Genomic DNA, 17,659 nt, shown 5'->3' with positions numbered 1-17,659 from the left:
CATCGCTCATGCGCATCACCGAGCGACACCTCGAGCCGCTGAACCGACGCTTCCAGGGCGCGTCCCCCGTCGAGCTCCTCCGCTTCGTCCGCGAGTCCTTCGGCCCGCGCGCGGCCATCATGAGCAGCATGCAGCGCGCCGGGACCGCGCTCTGCCACATGGCCGACCGCGCCGGGCTCTCCTTCGACGTGGTCTTCGTCGACACCGGCGTGCTCCACGCCGAGACGCTCGCCACGCGCGACGCGCTCGCGCGGACCCACCCGAACCTGCGCGTCGTCACGCTCTCGCCCGAGCGCAGCTTCGCGCAGCAGACGCGCGAGGAAGGGCTGCTCTACCTCTCGAAGGAGGGCCAGGAGCGCTGCTGCGACCTCCGCAAATCGGCCCCGCTGAGCGCCATCCGGGGCCGCTACGACGCGCTCGTCGCGGCGCTGCGGCGGGGCGAGGGCGGCGCCCGCGCCAAGGTCGCGCCGTTCGGCCTCGACCCCGCGAACAACACGCTCCGCGTCCACCCCTTCGCGTCGCTGACCGGCGAGGAGCTCGACGCGTACTTCGCCGCGCACGAGGACGCGCTCGAGAACCCGCTGCACAGGATGGGCTTCCGCACCATCGGCTGCTTCCCATGCACGACGCCGGTGCTGCCCGACGAGCCCGAGCGCGCCGGGCGCTGGCGCCACCTGGCGAGCGTCGAGTACTGCGGGATCAACCCGGTGGACCGGGGAGACACCGACGGCGGCGTCGACCTCGACGACCGGTACGAGCGCCTGTTCGCCGCGTGACGGCCCGACGACCTGCACGAGCCCATCGACGCGGCGTGGCACCTCGACGCGGCGTGACGATCGCCTGCGAATACCGGTTCGCGGCAGCTCGATCTTGACTCAAACGGCATGCAGGGAGATTTGCCCCGCATGCCGGCGAGCTACTTCGACGTAGACGGCACCCTGGTCACGACCAACCTCGTGCACCCGACGGTGTTCTACATGCTGAACCAGCCGACGCCGATGCACAGCCTGGCGAAGCTCGGCCGCGCGATCGTGAAGGCGCCCTGGATGGCGATGGCGGAGCTCCAGGATCGGCGCCTCTTCAACGAGCTGCTCTTCAGCTCGTTCGAGGGCGTCTCCGAGGATCGCCTCGTGGCGCTCGCGGAGGAGGCGTTCGCGAAGGTGCTCAAGCCGGCGATCTACGCGAAGGCGCGGGACCTCGTGAAGTGCAGCCTCGACAAGGGGCACGACGTCGTCCTCATCTCCGGCGCGCTGGATTTCCTGATGCAGCTGCTCGCCGATCACCTCGGCGCGACGGGCATCATCGCGAACCGCCTCGAGGTGAAGGATCGGTTCGCGACGGGCAAGCTCCTGCGCCCAGTGGTGGCCGGGCCCGAGAAGGCGCGGCTCATCCGCGAGCACGCCCACGCGCACGGGCACGACCTCGACGAGTGCTTCGCCTACTCGGACAGCTACTCGGACGTCCCGATGCTCTCGGTCGTCGGCTACCCGGCGGCGGTGAACCCGGACCGCAAGCTCAAGATGCTGGCGCAGGCGTACCACTGGCCGATCCTCCACCTCGCCGCATGACCCCTGCCTCCTCCCGCCGGCGGCGGGAGGCCACCACCCAGCCCAACACGTCGCACCCCCTGCTCTGAAGGTCCCATGAGCCATCCTTGCGTCGTCACGCTAGACAGCCGCAGCGCCCCCCGGGTGCTCTTCTCAGGCGACCAGCTGGTCGAGGTCGACCTGCCCACCGGCACCCGGGTGCTCTACGCAAAGCCGCCCATCGAGCCGCTGAAGGACGTCGACGCCGCGATCCGCTACGCGATCAACCACCCGTACAACTCGGAGCCGCTCTACGCGAAGCTCCGCCCGGGGATGAAGGTCACGATCGCGGTGGACGACATCTCGCTGCCGCTGCCGCAGATGAAGCGCCCCGACATCCGCGAGCGGGTGCTCACGATCGTGCTCGATCTGCTCGCCGACTACGGCGTCGACGACGTGGAGATCATCATCGCCACGAGCGTCCACCGGCGGATGAAGGACTGGGAGGTCCGCCACATCGTCGGCGACCGGATCTTCAACGCCTACTGGCCGAAGAGGCTCTACAACCACGACGCCGAGAACGCCGCCAACATGAAGTACGTCGGCACGACCGACGTCGGCGAGGAGGTCGAGCTCAACAAGCGCGCGGTCGACAGCGACCTCGTGATCTACGTGAACCTCAACCTCGTGCCGATGGACGGCGGGCACAAGTCGGTCGCCGTCGGCCTGTGCGGGTACCGGAGCCTGCGCGCGCACCACAACCCGCGGGTGATGCGCGACTGCTACTCGTACATGGATCCGAAGAGCTCCGCGCTGCACACGAGCGTCGAGCGCATGGGCCGGCTGGCCAACAAGAAGCTCAACGTCTTCACGATCGAGACGACGATCAACAACCGCATGTTCGATCGCCCGCTCGAGTTCCTCGCGAAGAACGAGGACGACCTGAGCGCGGGCGAGAAGAGCGCGCTGCGCGCCCTCCGCTTCACGCTCTCCAAGGTGCCGCAGCCCGCGCGCCAGGCGATCTTCCAGCGCGTCCCCTCGCCGTTCGGGGTGACCGGGGTGTTCGCCGGCGAGACCGAGGCCGTCCACGAGCACACGCTGAAGCGCAGCTTCGACCAGTACCTCGTCCCGGTCACGGGCCAAGCCGACATCCTGATCACGGGCATCCCGTACATCAGCCCGTACAACGTGAACTCGTTCCTGAACCCGCTGCTCGTGCAGGTGATGGCGAACGGCTACCTGTTCAACCTCTACCGCGGCGCGCCGATGCTCAAGAAGGGGGGGACGATGATCATCCTCCACCCCTGCACCGACCTGTTCGACAACGAGCACCACGCCCCGTACATCGAGTTCGTGCACCGGCTCCTGCCGGAGACGCGGGACGCGATGGAGCTGCACAAGCGGTACGAGAAGAAGTTCTCCGAGAACCCCGCGTACATCGAGATGTACCGCTTCGGGCACGCGTACCACCCGACCCACCCGTTCTTCATGTGGTACTGGGGCGAGGCGGGGCGGCAGCACATCGGCCGGATGATCGTGGTCGGCGCCGACAACGAGTACGTCCCGCAGCTGCTCGGCTGGGAGACGGCGCGCACGATGGATGAGGCGCTGCGGATGGCGAAGCAGTCGGCCCCGCCCGCGCCGGAGATCCTGGCCCTGCACACCCCGCCGATCTTCATGGCCGACGTGACGGCCTAGCGCGCCCGCGGAGGAGCCACCCTGCGGCTGCACCTCATCGACGGCACCTACGAGCTCTTCCGCGCCCACTACTCCAAGCGGCCCGAGCACCGCGCGCCCGGCGGCTGGGACGCGAAGGCGACGGTGGGCGTCGTCGCCTCGCTCCTCGCGCTCCTGCACCACGCAGACGAGGAGGTCACGCACCTCGCCGTCGCGTTCGACAACCCGATCCGCTCGTTCAGGAACGACCTGTTCGCCGGGTACAAGAGCGACGACGGGATGGATCCCGCGCTGCGCCAGCAGTTCGATCCGGTCGAGGAGGCGGTGCGCGCGCTCGGGGTCGTCGTCTGGTCGATGGACGCGTTCGAGGCGGACGACGCGCTCGCGACGGCGGCGGCGCGGTTCCGGGGCGCGGTGGAGCAGGTGCGCATCCTCAGCCCGGACAAGGACTTCGGGCAGTGCCTTGCCGGCGATCGGGTCGTGCAGGTCGACCGCCGGAAGGAGAAGGTCGTCGACGAGGCGGCGATGCGCGCCGCGCGGGGCGTGGCGCCGGCGAGCATCCCGGACTTCCTCGCGCTCACGGGGGACGACGCCGACGGCATCCCTGGCCTGGCAGGCATCGGCGAGCGGACGGCGGCCGCGCTGCTCGGCGCTTACGGCCACATCGAGCAGATCCCGGACGACCCGGCCGCGTGGTCGGTGGCGATGCGCGGCGCGGACCGGATCGCGCGCGCGCTTGTCGAGCAGCGGGAGGACGCGCTGCTCTACCGGACGCTGGCGACGCTCCGGACCGACGTGCCGCTCGCGGAGGGCCTCGACGACCTGCGCTTCCGCGGCGTGCCGCGCGACCGCTTCGAGGTGTGGTGCGACGCGATGGACGTGCGCACGCTGAAGGCGCGGCCGACGCGCTGGGCACCTTGAGCGACGGTCACCCGCTTCGGATACGGGCCCACCTCGACGTTTTCGGTGCTCAGCGCACCGGAGTGCGCTTGCGCGCCGAAAACGCCGAGGTGGGCCCGTATCCTGTGCGGGAGACCGCCGCTCTGCTCTGGTGCAGAGGCGGGCGGAAACCGCTGTAGAGCGGGGCCTTTATAAAGGCTGCTTCCTCATCGGCGCCCTGAGCTCGGCGAGCACGCGCTCGCGGACGAGCGGCAGCGGCGGCGAGCCGTGGGAGAGGAGCGCGTCGTGGAAGCGGCGCAGCGAGAACGCCGGGCCCAGGGCCGCCTTCGCCTCCTCGCGGAGCTTCAGGATCTGGAGCTTGCCGAGCGTGTAGGCGAAGTAGCCGGGGTCGAACGTCGCGCGCACCGCCTGCTCCCGCGCCGTCGCGCGGTCCTGGAAGCAGTCGTCGACGAAGCGGCGCTCGGCCTCGTCGAGGCTCATGCCCTCCGCATGCACCCCGAGCGACACGACCACCCGGCAGTTGCGCAACAGCGCGTCCGCGAGCTGGCCGAGGCGACTCTGCGGGTCCTCCTTGCCGAACCCCTGCTCGATCATCATCTGCTCGACGTAGTGGGCCCAGCCCTCCACGAACGAGTAGCTCCCGAACATCTTCTGCGTCTCCGTCGGCGCCCGGTTCCCCCACAGGCCCTGGACGAAGTGCCCCGGGTAGACCTCGTGCACGGTCGTCGAGAGCAGCGTGCCCCGCGGCATCACGTACTCCTCCTGCTCCTTCCGGGGCCACGAGGGGTCCGGCTTCGTGATGTAGTAGAACGCCTCGAGCCCCTTCCGCTCGAACGGCCCCGGCGCGTCGAGGAAGGCGGCGTTCCAGCGCATGTAGGGCGGCGTCTCCTTCACGATCGCCCGCTCGTCGGACGGGAGGCTCACGATCTCCTTGTCGACGAGGAACTTGCGCGCCGATTCCATCATCCGCGTCGCCTCGGCGAGGAGCTGCTCCGCCTTCGGCCGGGAGGTCTTCACCTTCCTGGCGAGCTCCTGGTACGCCGCCTTGTTCGCCGCGAGGTCGTCCTCGCCCATCTTCTTGAACTCGGCGAGCGGCATCGAGAGCCCCTCCTGCGCGAGGAGGAGCTTCCGGTACCGCGCCTCCCCGAGCACATGGCTCGCGTCGCCCTTCGGCAGCTCGACCTTCGCGAGGTGCTCGGCGAGCTTCTCCGCCGCGTCGGCGAGCGCGGCGTTCGTCTTCTCGAAATCGGCCTGGAACGCGGGGTCGCCCACGCCCTTGAGCAGCTTGACGACGTCGCCGCGCAGGTACTCGGCGTAGCCCCGGAAGATCTTCACGGCGACCTCGATCACCGGCTTCGGCATCGGGCTCACGAGGTTCTCGAGGACGCGCGGCGCCTGGGCCAGCGCCGCCTTCTCGTGCTCGAGGAGGCGCCGCGCGCGCTCGGGCAGCGGCGCGTACGCGCGATCGAGGTAGTGGTTCACGCCGAACAGATCGCCGTAGAACTGCGGCCGCCGGCGCCACTCCTCGACGTCCCTCCCGGTGAAGATCTTGAGGTCGATCTGCTGGAGGAGCAGCGCGCGGTCGAGCGCCTCGTCCGGGGAGAGCGCCGCGGCGTCGACGGCGGCGAGCGCCGCGCGGTCGCGCTCGAGGCGCGCGAGCCGCCGCTCTATCGCCGCGGCGGCGTAGTCGGAGACCTTGCCGTCCTGCTCGTGCAGCCCGCGCGAGCGCGCGAAGGCCGGCTCGTCCGCGACCCACTCGCGCAGGATCCGATCGCGCAGCGCGGTGAACGGCTCGCGCGGCGCCTCCGCTGGCCGCGCGGGCTCGGCGCTCGCCACAGCCTGAGGGGGCGCCGCGGCCTGAGGGGGCGCCGCGCCGAGAGAAGGAGGCGGCGCCGAGGCGCTCCCGCTGCAGGCGGCGAGCGCCGCGAGCGGCGCGAGCGCCGCGAGCCGGCGCCAGCGCGAGCGGACAGGTGTGGGTGCGGCCATGACGGGGCGAGCCTGTCAAACCGGCCCGCGCAGGTCAACGCCGCAGGTCAGTCGCGGAGCGCGCGATCGATGATCGTGTCCACGTGCGAGAGCGCGTGGTCGAGGTCGAAGCAGCGCGCGATTTCGTCCGGGGCGAGCAGCGCCGCGACGTCGGCGTCGGCGTCGAGGTTGTCGCGGAAGCGCCCCTCGCCCGCGATCGCGCGCATCGCGCAGCGCTGCACCAGCTCGTAGGCCGCCTGCCGCGGCCTGCCCTTCTGGACGAGCGCCAGGAGCACCGCCTCGCTGAAGAAGAGCTCGCCCGTGCTGTCGAGGTTCTGGCGCAGCTTCTCGGGGTAGACGACCAGCCCCTCCACGAGCCCGGCGGCGCGGTCGAGCATGAACCCGAGCGTCGAGGTCGCGTCGGGCGCGATCATCCGCTCGACCGACGAGTGCGAGATGTCGCGCTCGTGCCACAGCGGCACGTTCTCGAGCGCCGGGATCACGGCCGCGCGCACGATGCGCGCGAGGCCGCACAGGTTCTCGCTGAGGATGGGGTTGCGCTTGTGGGGCATCGCGCTCGAGCCCTTCTGGCCCACGGTGAAGCGCTCCTCCGCCTCGCGGACCTCGGTGCGCTGCCAGTGCCGCACGTTGGTCGCGAGCCGCTCGATGCCCGCCGCGATGAGCGAGAGCGCGGTGAAGAGCTCGGCGTGGCGGTCGCGCGCGACGACCTGCGTCGAGACCGTCTCGGGGCGCAGGCCCAGGACGGCGAGCGCGCGCTCCTCGATGCGCGGCGACAGGTGCGCGTACGTCCCGACCGCGCCAGCGATCTTCCCGACCGCGATCGCCTGGCGCGCCGCGAGCAGGCGCGCCCTGCCGCGCTTCATCTCCGCGAGGTGGCCAGCGAGCGCCAGGCCGAACGTGATCGGCTCGGCGGCGATGCCGTGGCTCCTGCCGATCATCGGGGTGCGCCGGTGCTCGTCCGCGCGCCGCGCGAGCGCGCTGCAGAGCTTGTCGAGCCGCGCCGAGAGCAGGTCCGTCGCGCGGACGAGCAGCACCGCGAGGCTCGTGTCGAGCACGTCGCTCGAGGTCATCCCCCGGTGCAGCCACCGCGCGCCCTCGCCCGCGAGCTCCTCGACGTGCGTCAGGAAGGCGATGACGTCGTGCTTGACCGTGCGCTCGATCGCCTCGATCCGCGCGGGATCGAGCGAGAGCTGCTTCGCGCGGATCCCCTTCGCGATGCCGGCGGGCACGAGCCCTTCGGCCTCCATCGCCTCGCAAGCGGCGAGCTCCACCTCGAGCCAGGTCGAGAATCGGGTGGCGGGCGACCAGAGCTCTTCGAATTCAGCAGGAGTGTAGCGGGGGATCATGGGCGGGACGCTGCGAAGGTCTGGAGGGTGCGTCAAGGATGGAGTGGTCCAGGGAGGTCCGGGCGCGCGGGGGCCGGCTCGCGCTGCTCGCCTGCGCGCGCCGCGCCGCGCCGCGCGCGACCCGTACCGTCGGGCGGGGCGCTTGCGGACGCGCGGCGCGCGGCAAACGTTGGCGCGATGCCAACCGAAGCACCGGCGCCTGCGCGCGCCGATCAGGGCAGGTCGTTCGCCCGCACGCCCCACGCGGCGGGCGACGCGCCGCCAGAGACGCTGCCCGCAGGGGCGAGCGAGCCGAACGCCGTCAGCCAGACGCCGCTTCCCCCGCGGGCCGAGCCTGGGCGCCGCGAGCCGGCGGGGCGCGCTGGCGGCGCGGCCGCCGCTGCCAGCGCGCCGGCTGTCGTGAACGAGCCGGCGCCCACGAGCGAGACCCGCGCGAGCGTGCGCGGGGGTCGCCGGGTGAAGCCGTACATCGTGGTGGTCGCGATGGACCTGTCCGAGCCGGGCGGGCGGGCGTGGCGCTTCGCCTTCGATCTGGCGGCGCTCCGCGGCGAGACGGAGATCCACGCGGTGGTCATCGGCCCGCGGCAGGTCGCCCCTGCAGTGCGCGACGTGACGACGCCGGGCGCGTCGTCGCCGCCGTCGCTCCGCGTGCTCCAGCACCGGTTCGCGGACGGCCAGGCCCGGCTGATGGCGATGCACTTCCGCACGGGCCGGCCGGACCGGGCCATCGTCTCGCTCGCCCGAGAGCTCAGCGCCGATCTCATCGTCGTGGCCACGCACCCGCAGTCGCCCCTGCAGCGGCTCTTCGGCGGCTCGACGGCCGATCGGATCGCGCGGAACGCGCCGTGCCCGGTCGTCGTCGTGCGCCCCAAGGAGGACGACGACGCCGACGCGGCCAACTACGACCCCAGGCTGCGCTGACGCGGAGGCGCGCGGCGGACCACCGAGCGCTCGATCTGCGCGCTCGGTGTCGCTCGGGCGCGGGCTACCGCGCGCTCGATGCCCGCGCTCGGGCTACCGCGCGCTCGGTGTCGCCTGCGCCGCGGGCTACCGCGCGCTCGACGGCTGAGCGTCGACCTGCGCCGCCGGGTCGAGCTTGTCCGGCGCGCTGACGCCCTCGGCCTTGCCCCCTTCGCGCGTGTCCGCGTAGCCCCACGCGACGCCGGCCGCGTCGACGAGGAGGTTGTTCGCGTCGCCGATCGGCATCGGGTCCATCACGAGGACGTGCCCTCGCCGCGCGAGGTCGTCGAGGGCGGCCTGCGGCGGAGGCGTCAGCCGCTCGACGCGCACGCGATCCGGCATCCACTGGTGGTGGATGCGCGCGTGGCGGACCGCCTCGTCGATGGTCATCCCGTGATCGACCAGGTTGCGGAGGACCTGCGCGACGGTGTTCGGGATCGTGTCGCCCCCGGGAGATCCGAGGACGAGCGCGACCTTGTCGTCGCGGCTCACGAGGGTGGGCGTCATCGAGCTCGCCATGCGTTTGCCCGGCGCCACCGCGTTGATCCCCGTCTCGGAGAAGGCGCCCATCGCGTTGGCGAGCAGGATGCCCGTGCCGGGGATCACGATCCTCGCGCCGAAGCTCGCCGACAGGGTGGTCGTGCACGAGACCGCGTTGCCCTGCGCGTCGATCACCGAGAAGTGCGTCGTCTGCGGGGACTCCTGCGCGACGGCGCCCAGGGGCGCCGCGATGTCGCCCGCCGGCGTGGCCCGCTCCGGGTCGACGGGCGGCCTGCGGCGCATCAGGTAGGCCCCGTCGAGGAGCTGCGCGAGCAGCTGCGCCGTCTCGGGCGCGACGAAATCGGGGTCGGCGCTCACCTTGCGCCGATCGGCGTACGCCCGCTTCGCCGCCTCGACGAACAGGTGCAGCGACATTCCCGAGTCGGCGGGCGCCTCGTGCGCCTTGAGCCGCTCGAGCGTGAGCATCATCTCCGCGAGCGCGACGCCGCCCATCGAGGGGGGCGGCATCGTGTCCACGGTGAAGCCGCGGTACGAGAACCGGAGGGGCGCGCGCCACTTCGCCTGGTAGGCGCGCAGGTCGCTCTCGCTGATGTGGCCGCCGCGCTCGCGCATCGCGCCGGCGATCTGCCGGGCGATGGCGCCCTCGTAGAACGCGCGCGGCCCCTCCGCGGCGAGCGTCTCGAGGGTGCGGGCGAGATCGAGCTGCCGCACCAGCTCGCCCTGGGCGACCGGCGCCTTGCCCCGCCCCCAGATGGCGCTCGCGGCCCGATCGGCCTTCAGCCGCGGCCACGCCCAGCGCAGCGTCAGCGCCTGCCGCGCGCCGAGGCGGTGCCCCTTGCGCGCGAGGGAGATCGCCGGGGCCAGGAGCTCGGCGAACGGGCGGGTGCCGAACCGCTCGTGGGCCAGGGCGAGGCCGGCGACCGAGCCCGGGACGCCGGCGGACGCATAACCGTACGCGCCGGCGCGCACCATCGCCATGTTCGACTCGGTGGTCACCGACGCGGGCGCGGCCTCGCGGAAGTCGATCGCCTGCGTCTCGCCGTTCGCGAGGCGGACCAGCATGAAGCCGCCGCCGCCGATGTTGCCCGCGCTCGGGTGGGTCACCGCCAGCGCGAACGCCACGGCGACCGCGGCGTCGACCGCGTTGCCGCCGCGCCGCAGCACGTCCGCGCCCGTGCGCGTCGCGTGCTCCTCGACCGAGGTCACGAGCCCGGCGTCGCCGCGCACCGCCCGCGGGCCGCCCGAGGCGAGCGCGATCGGCGGCACCGGCGGCATCGGCTCCGGCGCCGCGGCGTCGGCCGTGGGCGCCGCCGCGGCGCTCGCGGCCGACGCCGCGGCGCCCGCGCTGGCGATGGCCGGCGCGCCCGAGGTCGCGGGCGCCGCCGGGTGCGGCGCGGGCAGCGTGCGGGCCTCGCAGCCTGCGAGCAGCGCGAGGGCGAGCGCCCAGCGCGGCTTCGAACGACGGAGCAAGGTCATCAGGGTGCGCGCGAATCTACTACGGTGCCGCGGAGAGCCGGGCCGGGCCGCGCGGGGCGGCCGGCCTGGGGGATTCGTTCAGGACGCGAGGATGCGCAGCCGGCGCGCGCCGGATCCGCCTCCGGCGCGCGCCGTCAGGAACGCCGGACCTCGCTCAGGACCGCTTGCGGCGGCGCGCGGCGGCCACGCCCACGCCGGCGACGAGCGCGGCGAGCCCCGTGCCCGCGAACGGCGCGGAGGAGGACCCCGGCGCGGCGGCGCAGGAGACGCTGGCCTCGGCCTCGGCGTGGGCGTTCACCTCGATCTCGAGCGTGCTCAGGTAATCGAGGCAGTCCTCCAGGCTCCCGACGACGTCGACATACTGACCGTTGCAGAACAGCGCGCCTTCCGGCTCCGAGCACTTCGTCTTACATCCGCCCTCGAGATCGACCGTGCATTCCGCATTGCAGTCGATGTCGCAGTCGAAGTTCGCCTCGGCCTTGCACTCGCCCTCGCAGCTCGCGTCGCATTTTGCCTGGCAATCCGCGCTCGGTGGTGTCACCTCGCAGCTCGCGCTGCACTCGCCGTCGCAGCTCGCCTTGCAGGCCCCCTCGCACTCCGCCTGCGACTGGCCGGGGCTGGCGCTCGCCGAACACTTGCCGCTGCAATCCGCCGAGCAGCTCGCCGAGCAGCTCGCCCTGCAGTCGAAGCTCCCGGGATTGACATTGCACTTGGCAGAGCAATCCGCGGAGCAGTCGACGTTGCAGTCGGCGGTCGCGCTGGCGTTGCACTCGCCCTCGCATTTCCCGGCGCACGCCGCCGTGAGGTTGACCGGCTTGCAGCTCACCTCGCAGCCGCCCGAGGTGCGAAACTCGCAGTTTGCGCTCGCTGCGAGCTGGATATTTCCACAAGCCTCCGGGCCGGGCGCCGCCGACGCCGACGAGGCGATGGCCAGAGGGATCGCAAAAGTAAACGCACTCACAAAAAGCTGAGCAATGGTCCGTCGCATGCCAATTCTCCTGGGTTCAGAGCGCGGGATCCGCGTGTGGTCTCCGCAGGTGTTGCAATCGGACGACCAGCGCCACCCTTTGAAGCATTTCCCAAGAAAAAAGTCTCGCTGCTCGTGACCGATCGGCCACAGCGTATCTCCGAGTTCACGGTCCCATGATGCGCCATGCCACACGAAGGGCATGTCCGGGCAGGTGAGGACACCTGCGACGTGGTGATCAGCGGCTCACAGTGTCGGCGATTTGCCCTGTTCCGTAGCGCGCCACCACGCCCTTGCGGGCTCTGCCGGGTGTCGGCTGGCTAAGGAAGTCCCCGCCGACCGCCCAGAAGGCCCCTTCCCCGTCGGCCCAGACGGCGTGGAGATCGGCGTAGGGCTCCTCGGTGAACTCATCGATCCAGGCCCCGTCGACGAGGCGCTGCTTGAGCCCTCCATAACCGACGATCGCGACCCCCCCCGGGCGGCCGCAGGCGACGCCGTTCACGTCGTTGGTGAGCTCTATCTCGAGCCTGCGCCACGACGCGCCGTCCGAGCGGAGCACGTCTCTCCCGCCGACCGCGTATACCTCTTCACGGCTGCAGCCGGCGGCCGTGAACAGGGTGCCCTGCGCGATCGGCGGATCGGATTGCACTTCCCAGGTCGAGCCCGAGCGGTGCCAGATCACGCCGAACTCGCCGACGGCATAGAGATCCTCGGAAGATTCGCCCCATACCTTGTAGAGCGCCCGGCCGGTCGCCGCCGGCAGCGGCTCTCGCGACCATGCGCTGCCGTCCCAGCGGAGGACGATGTCCTTCTCCGCGTCCGCGCCGCTGCCGGGCATGCCGCCGACCGCCCAGGCATCGTCGGGTGAAAACGCGATCACGCCCCACAGCGTCGCCTCCGTCCCCGTCGCATGCTCGGTGAACGTCGCGCCGTCCCACCGCGCGGCGCGGCCGCGCTCGCCGACCATCCAGACGTCCTGCGGACCGGAGCCGGCCACCCACCAGAAGGTCGTATCCCCGCCCGCCGGGAGCTCGCGCCACATCGCCCCGTCGTAGTGAAGCGCGAGCGCCTGGAGGCCCGTGTTGCCGAGCGGCCCCCCGACGGCGAACACGTCGTCGGGCGCCGTCCCCCAGATCGAGAGGACCGCGCGGTCGAGATCGCCCTCGTCGAGCAGCACGCGCCACGCCGGCGGCTCCTGCTCGGGCGGCCTCGCAGGATCGCCGGGGCAGCCGGCGAGGGCGACCGCGCCGAGCGCCGCCAGAGCCATGGAGTGAAAGCAGGTGCGCATGGGAGTGAAGACCCGCCTGGAGAGGTCCTGCCGGCGCGCCGCCATGGAGGGCTCAGTTGCAGAACACGTCGGTCTGCTTCGGATAGTAATAGACGAAGATGTTGCAGTGCTCGTTCTTCTCGACGATCGGCCCGAACGTGTAGCAGCAATCGAGCGACTCTGCGGCGGTCCCGTTCTTGGACACGTCGTAGTCGTCGAGGCCCTTGCACCCAACGGACGGGTCCGGCTGCTGCCACTCGTAGGTGCATCCGTACCAGACGCCGCCGTTCGTCGGGAGCTCCCTGTCGAGCTCCGGCGCGATGAGCATCGGCGGGTCGTCCCACGCGTCCGATGTGTAGAAGCGATCCGAGGCCGGAGGCGTGCCGATGGTCTTGCCGTCCCATGCATACATATCGAACCGCGTGCCCCGGCTGTGGAAATGGCCGTTGGCGCCGATGATCTTCACGGGAGAGGGGCTGTTGATCTGGCACGAGCCCTCGAACGTGGGCGTCGGGTTCGACTGACAGACACGGATCGACTGCTTGGTCGCGAAGACGGTGCCCATCTCGGCCTTGACCTCGGCGGCGGGCAGCGCCCAGAAGTTCACCCGGACGCGGCCGACCGCCTCGGGGGTCTTCTGCGACGTCGCATTCACGTAATGCGTCTGCAGCATCAGCCACTCGTCGGGCGCGAGGACGTTCGCGACGCCCTCGGGGAACTCCCAGTCGACCTGGCCGTTCTGCTGCGAATTCGCGATGAGCGGCCAGTCGGCCCAGTTGGGGCTCTTGAAGCACTCCCCGACCCCGTTCTGGTTCTTCTGGATGAGCCCGCCCTCCGGCCCCAGCCCCTTCACGGTCTTCACGCGGAAGATGTTCATGTGGTGCGAGCCGTCGCGCTGCGCGATCTGCACGCGGTGGAGGTTCACGGGCGCGGTCGGGTCCAGCCCGTTCGACGCGGCGAGCTCGCTGACCTTGAAGAAGTAGCAGTCCTGCTGCTCGACCCCCGCCGGCACCTCGGTCTCCTCGGTCTGCATCTGGAAGCCCTGGCCGACCGGCGGCACATCGAGCAGCGACTCGTCGACCGGCGCGGGCGTCACGCCCCCGCCCCCCTCAACGCAGGCCACGATCCCCAGCACGACAGGAAGCAAACCAAGCGTCAGGCATCGAACAGCCATGAGTCCCTCCGGGCAATCGCGTCGCGATGAGGAGAGATATACACGGCTGCACAATTTCAGGGCGTTCGTGTCGCGCGGCGGGCATGGTTCCGTCGGGCTCCGGGGCGCCGTGGCCGAGCGCTGGCCGGTGCTGCTAGGATGTGGGAGAGGTTCAACCATGGCGGCGCCCAAGAAATGCGGTCCACACACCGAGCTCGCCTCGAACGAGGCGACACGCATCACCCGGTGCGGGTGTGGCACCGTGCACGTGACACTCATCGGCCCTGGCGTGACGTTTCGCATGCCAGCGGACGCGTTCCGGGGCGTCGCCTCCGGGCTCAAGGCAGCGGCCGAGCGGCTTGACGACGACCCCCGTTTCGGCACGACCTCCATCAATTAGCTTGCGCGAGCGCAGCGGAGCGGCCTACCAGTGGCTTCGCCGCTGAGATCTCTCTCCTCGGATGGCCGCTGGTCGAAAGAGGGCGCCTCTCGTGTACGACGACGACGCGGAGCACTGGGTCGGCAAGACGTTCGCCGGGACGTGGTGGATCGAGCGCGTGCTCGGCACCGGCGGCATGGGGAGCGTGCTGCTCGGGCGTGCGGCGGACGGCTCTCAGGTCGCGCTCAAGGTGCTGCACCCGGAGCTCAACGCGATCACGGAGGTGCGGAAGCGCTTCCTGCGCGAGGGGTTCATCGGCAACACGCTCGGCGGGGCGGACGCGGTGCCCGGCGTGGTGCGCGTTCTCGGCTCCGGCGAGACGCAGGAGGGCCTCGCCTACCTGACGATGGAGGCGCTCCAGGGAGAGACGCTCTTCGATCGGATGGCGCGCACCGGGACGATGCCGGCCGGCGAGGTGCTCGCGCTCGCGGACCAGGTGCTCGAGACGCTGGCGATCGCGCACGCGCGCGGCGTCGTGCACCGCGATCTCAAGCCCGAGAACATCCACCTCGGCAACGATGGGCGCGTGCGCATGCTCGACTTCGGCATCGCGCGCGTCGTCGACGGGCTCACCGGCCTGCCCGAGAAGACCGCGACCAAGACGGGCATGATCATGGGCACGGCGACGTACATGGCGCCGGAGCAAGCGACGGGGCTGATCCACGACATCGACGGGCGCACCGATCTCTTCGGGCTCGGAGCGACGATGTTCCGGCTGCTCGCGGGCCGACAGGTGCACGGCGAGGTGACGGAGGCCATGGAGGTCATCGCCGCCGCGACCGAGGCCGCGCCGCCGCTCGCCTCGATCGCGCCCGGGATCTCGCCCGCCGTCGCGGCCGTGGTCGATCGCTCGCTGGCGTTCATCAAGTTCCATCGCTACCCGAACGCCGAGACCATGCGCGCGGACGTCCGCGCTGTACGCGCAGGCGCGCTGCCTCCCTACGCGCAGGCCGTCATCGAGGGGCGGATCCGCGCCGGCCAGCCGATCTCTCAGCCGGCGCCTCCGCTGCATGCCGGCGGTTCGCCGAGCGCGCGCCCGCAGCCGACCGTGGTGGAGCCGGCCGCGGCCCCTCGCCATTCGCACTCGATGAGCCGACCGGAGCGAACGCTCGACGACAACCCGTCAGCGCCCTCCCGCGCTGGCGCGTCGCTCTCGCAGCTCTCGACGGGCAAGCTGCTCCTGCTCGTCGGCGGCGCCTCGCTCGTCACGGGCGTCATCGTGGCGGTGATCGTCGTCCTGCTGGTGTTCAGCCGCTGAGGGCCACGAGCGCGCCGCCAAGGGCGCGCTCGTCAGAGGTGCAGGGGATCGTCGGTGGAAGGTGCCGGCGGGGCCGCTGGGCCCCGCTGCGGTCACTCGCGCTCGTCGAGCGGCGTGTAGTCGACGGCGTTCTCGCCGGTGTAGATCTGCCGCGGACGGCCGATCTTGCCGGTCGGGTCGTCGTTCATCTCCTTCCAGTGGGCGATCCAGCCGGGGAGGCGCCCGAGCGCGAACATGACGGTGAACATGTTCGTGGGGAAGCCGAGCGCGCGGTAGATGATGCCGCTGTAGAAGTCGACGTTCGGGTAGAGCTTCCGCTCGACGAAGTACGGATCCTTCAGCGCGGTCTCCTCGAGGCGCTGCGCGATGTCGAGCAACGGATCCTTGATGCCGAGCTTCGCCAGGATCTTGTCGGCCGCCGCCTTGATGAGGACGGCGCGCGGATCGTAGTTCTTGTACACGCGGTGGCCGAAGCCCATCAGGCGGAAGTTCGAGGTCTTGTCCTTCGCGAGCTTGACGAACTTCGAGACGTCGCCGCCGTCCGCGCGGATCGCCTCGAGCATCGTCACGACCTCCTGGTTCGCGCCGCCGTGGAGCGGGCCCCAGAGCGCGCAGATGCCAGCGGCGACCGAGGCGAAGAGGTTCGCCTTCGAGCTCCCGACGAGGCGCACCGTCGACGTCGAGCAGTTCTGCTCGTGATCGGCGTGCAGGATCAGGAGCAGGTTCAGCACCTTCACGATGTCCTCGTCGATCTCGTACGGCTCCGCCGGGACCGAGAACATCATGTTCAGGAAGTTCGCACAGTACGAGAGCGAGTTGTGCGGGTAGACGAACGGCTGGCCGATCGACTTCTTGTACGAGAACGCCGCGATCGTGCGCACCTTGGAGAGCAGCCTCGCGATGGTGATGTCGAGGTGCTCGGTGTTCTTCACGTCGATCGCTTCCGGGTAGTAGCTCGACAGGGAGAGCACCATCGCGGACAGGATCGCCATGGGGTGCGCCGTCGACGGGTAGCCGTCGAAGAAGCGCTTCATGTCCTCGTGGATCAGCGAGTGCCGGGTGAGCAGCGTCGAGAACCGGGACAGCTCGCTCTTGCTCGGCAGCTTGCCGTAGATCAGGAGGTACGAGGTCTCCACGAAGGTCGACTTCTCGCCGAGCTGCTCGATCGGGATGCCGCGGTAGCGGAGGATGCCCTTCTCCCCATCGAGGAACGTGATGGAGCTCGTGGTCGAGGCCGTATTGACGAAGGCCGGGTCGATGCAAACGTACCCGGTCTTCGAACGAAGGGACGCGACGTCGATCGCCTTCTCCCCTTCGGTGCCCGTGATCACAGGCAACTCGATCGTCTGCTCCCCACCGTTCTTCTTCAGCGTTAACTTCGCGGTCTCCTGCACGCCTCCTCCTTCCGCCGCAGCGCGGCGTAAGCTATCACGGGCCGAGGGAAGAATGCTTCCCCGAGAAAATGAGGTGATGCATTTGAGCGAGCCGGTCGTGCGGGGGGAGCTGGCCCACCACCCGGAGGCGCCTCGGTTTGCGGCCGAGGTGCGGCGTGTCCACGGGCGTTACGCCGACGAGGTTGTCGCTCGCTACCGGCTCTGCCCGTTCATGCGCGACGCCGCAACCGGATTCGGACGCTTTTACGTCCTGCTCGATCGCGAGCCCGTCCTGGAGACGGCGCTGGCGGTCATGGAGGAGGCCGACTCCGCGGTGGTGCACCTGGTTTTCCCGTGCATCCATGCTCCGTCGCCCCAGTTCGAGCGCTTCGCGTCGCGCCTGGGTGAACAGCTGCGGCGGCGCCTCAGCCCCGCGCCGGTGCTCGCCGCGTTCCACCCCGAGATGGCGGGGGACGAGACGAACTCGCACCGGCTCGTCGGTCTCCTCCGACACGCGCCAGATCCGTTTGTACAAACGATTCCAGAGGGGCTGAACCATACTGGGACCGTCCTCGCGGGGGCAGGCGTCGAGCCTGCGGTCGACCCCGCCGAGGACAATTACCGACGCCTTGAAGGGGCAGGGATCGCCGCAGTCAAGATGAGGCTCGCGGAGATCATGGCTGATCGGGACTCGAGTTATGCGCCCTTCCTCGCGCAGCTCGGGCTCACCCGCCCCGGCCCGCGCTTCAGCCCGCTCCCAACACCGTAGCGCACGGGGGAAGAGCGCAAATGAAACACCTGCGAAACGCGCGCGAAACGCGTGTTGAGCG

15 protein-coding genes are annotated in these 17,659 nt (G+C 70.8%); 8 read left to right on the top strand and 7 right to left on the bottom strand.

What is annotated here, in order from left to right:
* Positions 1 to 8 precede the first annotated feature (8 nt).
* From WME73_RS45660 to WME73_RS45645, 4 genes are all read left to right on the top strand, one after another.
* Entirely contained in the window at positions 9 to 776 is a 768-nt protein-coding gene (locus WME73_RS45660) for a phosphoadenylyl-sulfate reductase (protein ID WP_437913651.1), read from the top strand.
* 129 nt (positions 777 to 905) lie between these two features.
* The gene (locus tag WME73_RS45655; protein ID WP_437742556.1) at positions 906 to 1,568 is read left to right on the top strand and encodes an HAD family hydrolase; all 663 of its coding nucleotides are present in this window, start codon (positions 906 to 908) and stop codon (positions 1,566 to 1,568) included.
* A gap of 75 nt (positions 1,569 to 1,643) precedes the next feature.
* A complete protein-coding gene (locus WME73_RS45650; protein ID WP_437913650.1) occupies positions 1,644 to 3,224 on the top strand; it encodes a lactate racemase domain-containing protein in 1,581 nt (526 codons plus the stop codon).
* Positions 3,225 to 3,245: 21 nt separating this feature from the next.
* The gene (locus WME73_RS45645; RefSeq protein ID WP_437917503.1) at positions 3,246 to 4,124 is read left to right on the top strand and encodes a 5'-3' exonuclease; all 879 of its coding nucleotides are present in this window, start codon (positions 3,246 to 3,248) and stop codon (positions 4,122 to 4,124) included.
* Between the two features lie 168 nt (positions 4,125 to 4,292).
* On the opposite strand, the gene WME73_RS45640 is transcribed toward WME73_RS45645, so the two are convergent.
* Positions 4,293 to 6,089, bottom strand: coding sequence for a DUF885 domain-containing protein (locus WME73_RS45640; protein ID WP_437913649.1), 1,797 nt, complete (start codon positions 6,087 to 6,089; stop codon positions 4,293 to 4,295).
* 47 nt (positions 6,090 to 6,136) lie between these two features.
* Entirely contained in the window at positions 6,137 to 7,435 is a 1,299-nt protein-coding gene (gene purB, locus WME73_RS45635; protein ID WP_437913648.1) for an adenylosuccinate lyase, read from the bottom strand.
* A gap of 177 nt (positions 7,436 to 7,612) precedes the next feature.
* Here purB and WME73_RS45630 point away from each other — a divergent pair, with 177 nt between their 5' ends.
* A complete protein-coding gene (locus WME73_RS45630) occupies positions 7,613 to 8,356 on the top strand; it encodes a universal stress protein (protein WP_437742553.1) in 744 nt (247 codons plus the stop codon).
* A gap of 126 nt (positions 8,357 to 8,482) precedes the next feature.
* Here WME73_RS45630 and ggt read toward each other — a convergent pair whose 3' ends face one another.
* The 4 genes from ggt to WME73_RS45610 all read right to left on the bottom strand — a co-directional run bounded on the left by ggt (position 8,483) and on the right by WME73_RS45610 (position 13,780).
* Entirely contained in the window at positions 8,483 to 10,372 is a 1,890-nt protein-coding gene (ggt, locus tag WME73_RS45625) for a gamma-glutamyltransferase (protein ID WP_437913647.1), read from the bottom strand.
* Positions 10,373 to 10,526: 154 nt separating this feature from the next.
* Complete coding sequence (locus WME73_RS45620) at positions 10,527 to 11,360, bottom strand: hypothetical protein (RefSeq protein ID WP_437742551.1); 834 nt, start codon at positions 11,358 to 11,360, stop codon at positions 10,527 to 10,529.
* 217 nt (positions 11,361 to 11,577) lie between these two features.
* The gene (locus tag WME73_RS45615) at positions 11,578 to 12,672 is read right to left on the bottom strand and encodes a WD40/YVTN/BNR-like repeat-containing protein (protein ID WP_437913646.1); all 1,095 of its coding nucleotides are present in this window, start codon (positions 12,670 to 12,672) and stop codon (positions 11,578 to 11,580) included.
* A gap of 7 nt (positions 12,673 to 12,679) precedes the next feature.
* Positions 12,680 to 13,780: a hypothetical protein gene (locus WME73_RS45610; RefSeq protein ID WP_437742549.1), complete on the bottom strand. Its 1,101-nt coding sequence runs from the start codon at positions 13,778 to 13,780 to the stop codon at positions 12,680 to 12,682.
* A gap of 157 nt (positions 13,781 to 13,937) precedes the next feature.
* Between WME73_RS45610 and WME73_RS45605 the strand changes: the two genes are divergently transcribed.
* Complete coding sequence (locus WME73_RS45605; RefSeq protein WP_437296083.1) at positions 13,938 to 14,159, top strand: hypothetical protein; 222 nt, start codon at positions 13,938 to 13,940, stop codon at positions 14,157 to 14,159.
* 61 nt (positions 14,160 to 14,220) lie between these two features.
* The gene (locus WME73_RS45600; protein WP_437913645.1) at positions 14,221 to 15,456 is read left to right on the top strand and encodes a protein kinase domain-containing protein; all 1,236 of its coding nucleotides are present in this window, start codon (positions 14,221 to 14,223) and stop codon (positions 15,454 to 15,456) included.
* A 92-nt stretch (positions 15,457 to 15,548) separates the two neighbouring features.
* Here WME73_RS45600 and WME73_RS45595 read toward each other — a convergent pair whose 3' ends face one another.
* On the bottom strand, positions 15,549 to 16,850 hold the full coding sequence (locus WME73_RS45595; protein WP_437296081.1) for a citrate synthase: 1,302 nt from the start codon (positions 16,848 to 16,850) through the stop codon (positions 15,549 to 15,551).
* A 76-nt stretch (positions 16,851 to 16,926) separates the two neighbouring features.
* On the opposite strand from WME73_RS45595, the gene WME73_RS45590 reads away from it, so the two are divergent.
* The gene (locus tag WME73_RS45590; protein WP_437742547.1) at positions 16,927 to 17,598 is read left to right on the top strand and encodes a hypothetical protein; all 672 of its coding nucleotides are present in this window, start codon (positions 16,927 to 16,929) and stop codon (positions 17,596 to 17,598) included.
* Positions 17,599 to 17,659 lie beyond the last annotated feature (61 nt).

The organism is Sorangium sp. So ce302 (assembly GCF_051530145.1).
Taxonomy (GTDB): domain Bacteria; phylum Myxococcota_A; class Polyangia; order Polyangiales; family Polyangiaceae; genus Sorangium; species Sorangium cellulosum_B.
Note: the sequence above shows the minus strand (reverse complement) of the source record. Positions and strands in the feature narration are given on the sequence as shown.

Bases quoted from the DNA above. Each gene is read 5' to 3' on its own strand.
- WME73_RS45660 (WP_437913651.1), top strand. From the start codon at position 9: ATGCGCATCACCGAGCGACACCTCGAGCCGCTGAACCGACGCTTCCAG.
- WME73_RS45655 (WP_437742556.1), top strand. From the start codon at position 906: ATGCCGGCGAGCTACTTCGACGTAGACGGCACCCTGGTCACGACCAAC.
- WME73_RS45650 (WP_437913650.1), top strand. From the start codon at position 1,644: ATGAGCCATCCTTGCGTCGTCACGCTAGACAGCCGCAGCGCCCCCCGG.
- WME73_RS45640 (WP_437913649.1), bottom strand. From the start codon at position 6,089: ATGGCCGCACCCACACCTGTCCGCTCGCGCTGGCGCCGGCTCGCGGCG.
- purB (WP_437913648.1), bottom strand. From the start codon at position 7,435: ATGATCCCCCGCTACACTCCTGCTGAATTCGAAGAGCTCTGGTCGCCC.
- WME73_RS45630 (WP_437742553.1), top strand. From the start codon at position 7,613: ATGCCAACCGAAGCACCGGCGCCTGCGCGCGCCGATCAGGGCAGGTCG.
- ggt (WP_437913647.1), bottom strand. From the start codon at position 10,372: ATGACCTTGCTCCGTCGTTCGAAGCCGCGCTGGGCGCTCGCCCTCGCG.
- WME73_RS45620 (WP_437742551.1), bottom strand. From the start codon at position 11,360: ATGCGACGGACCATTGCTCAGCTTTTTGTGAGTGCGTTTACTTTTGCG.
- WME73_RS45615 (WP_437913646.1), bottom strand. From the start codon at position 12,672: ATGGCGGCGCGCCGGCAGGACCTCTCCAGGCGGGTCTTCACTCCCATG.
- WME73_RS45610 (WP_437742549.1), bottom strand. From the start codon at position 13,780: ATGGCTGTTCGATGCCTGACGCTTGGTTTGCTTCCTGTCGTGCTGGGG.
- WME73_RS45605 (WP_437296083.1), top strand. From the start codon at position 13,938: ATGGCGGCGCCCAAGAAATGCGGTCCACACACCGAGCTCGCCTCGAAC.
- WME73_RS45600 (WP_437913645.1), top strand. From the start codon at position 14,221: ATGGCCGCTGGTCGAAAGAGGGCGCCTCTCGTGTACGACGACGACGCG.
- WME73_RS45590 (WP_437742547.1), top strand. From the start codon at position 16,927: ATGCATTTGAGCGAGCCGGTCGTGCGGGGGGAGCTGGCCCACCACCCG.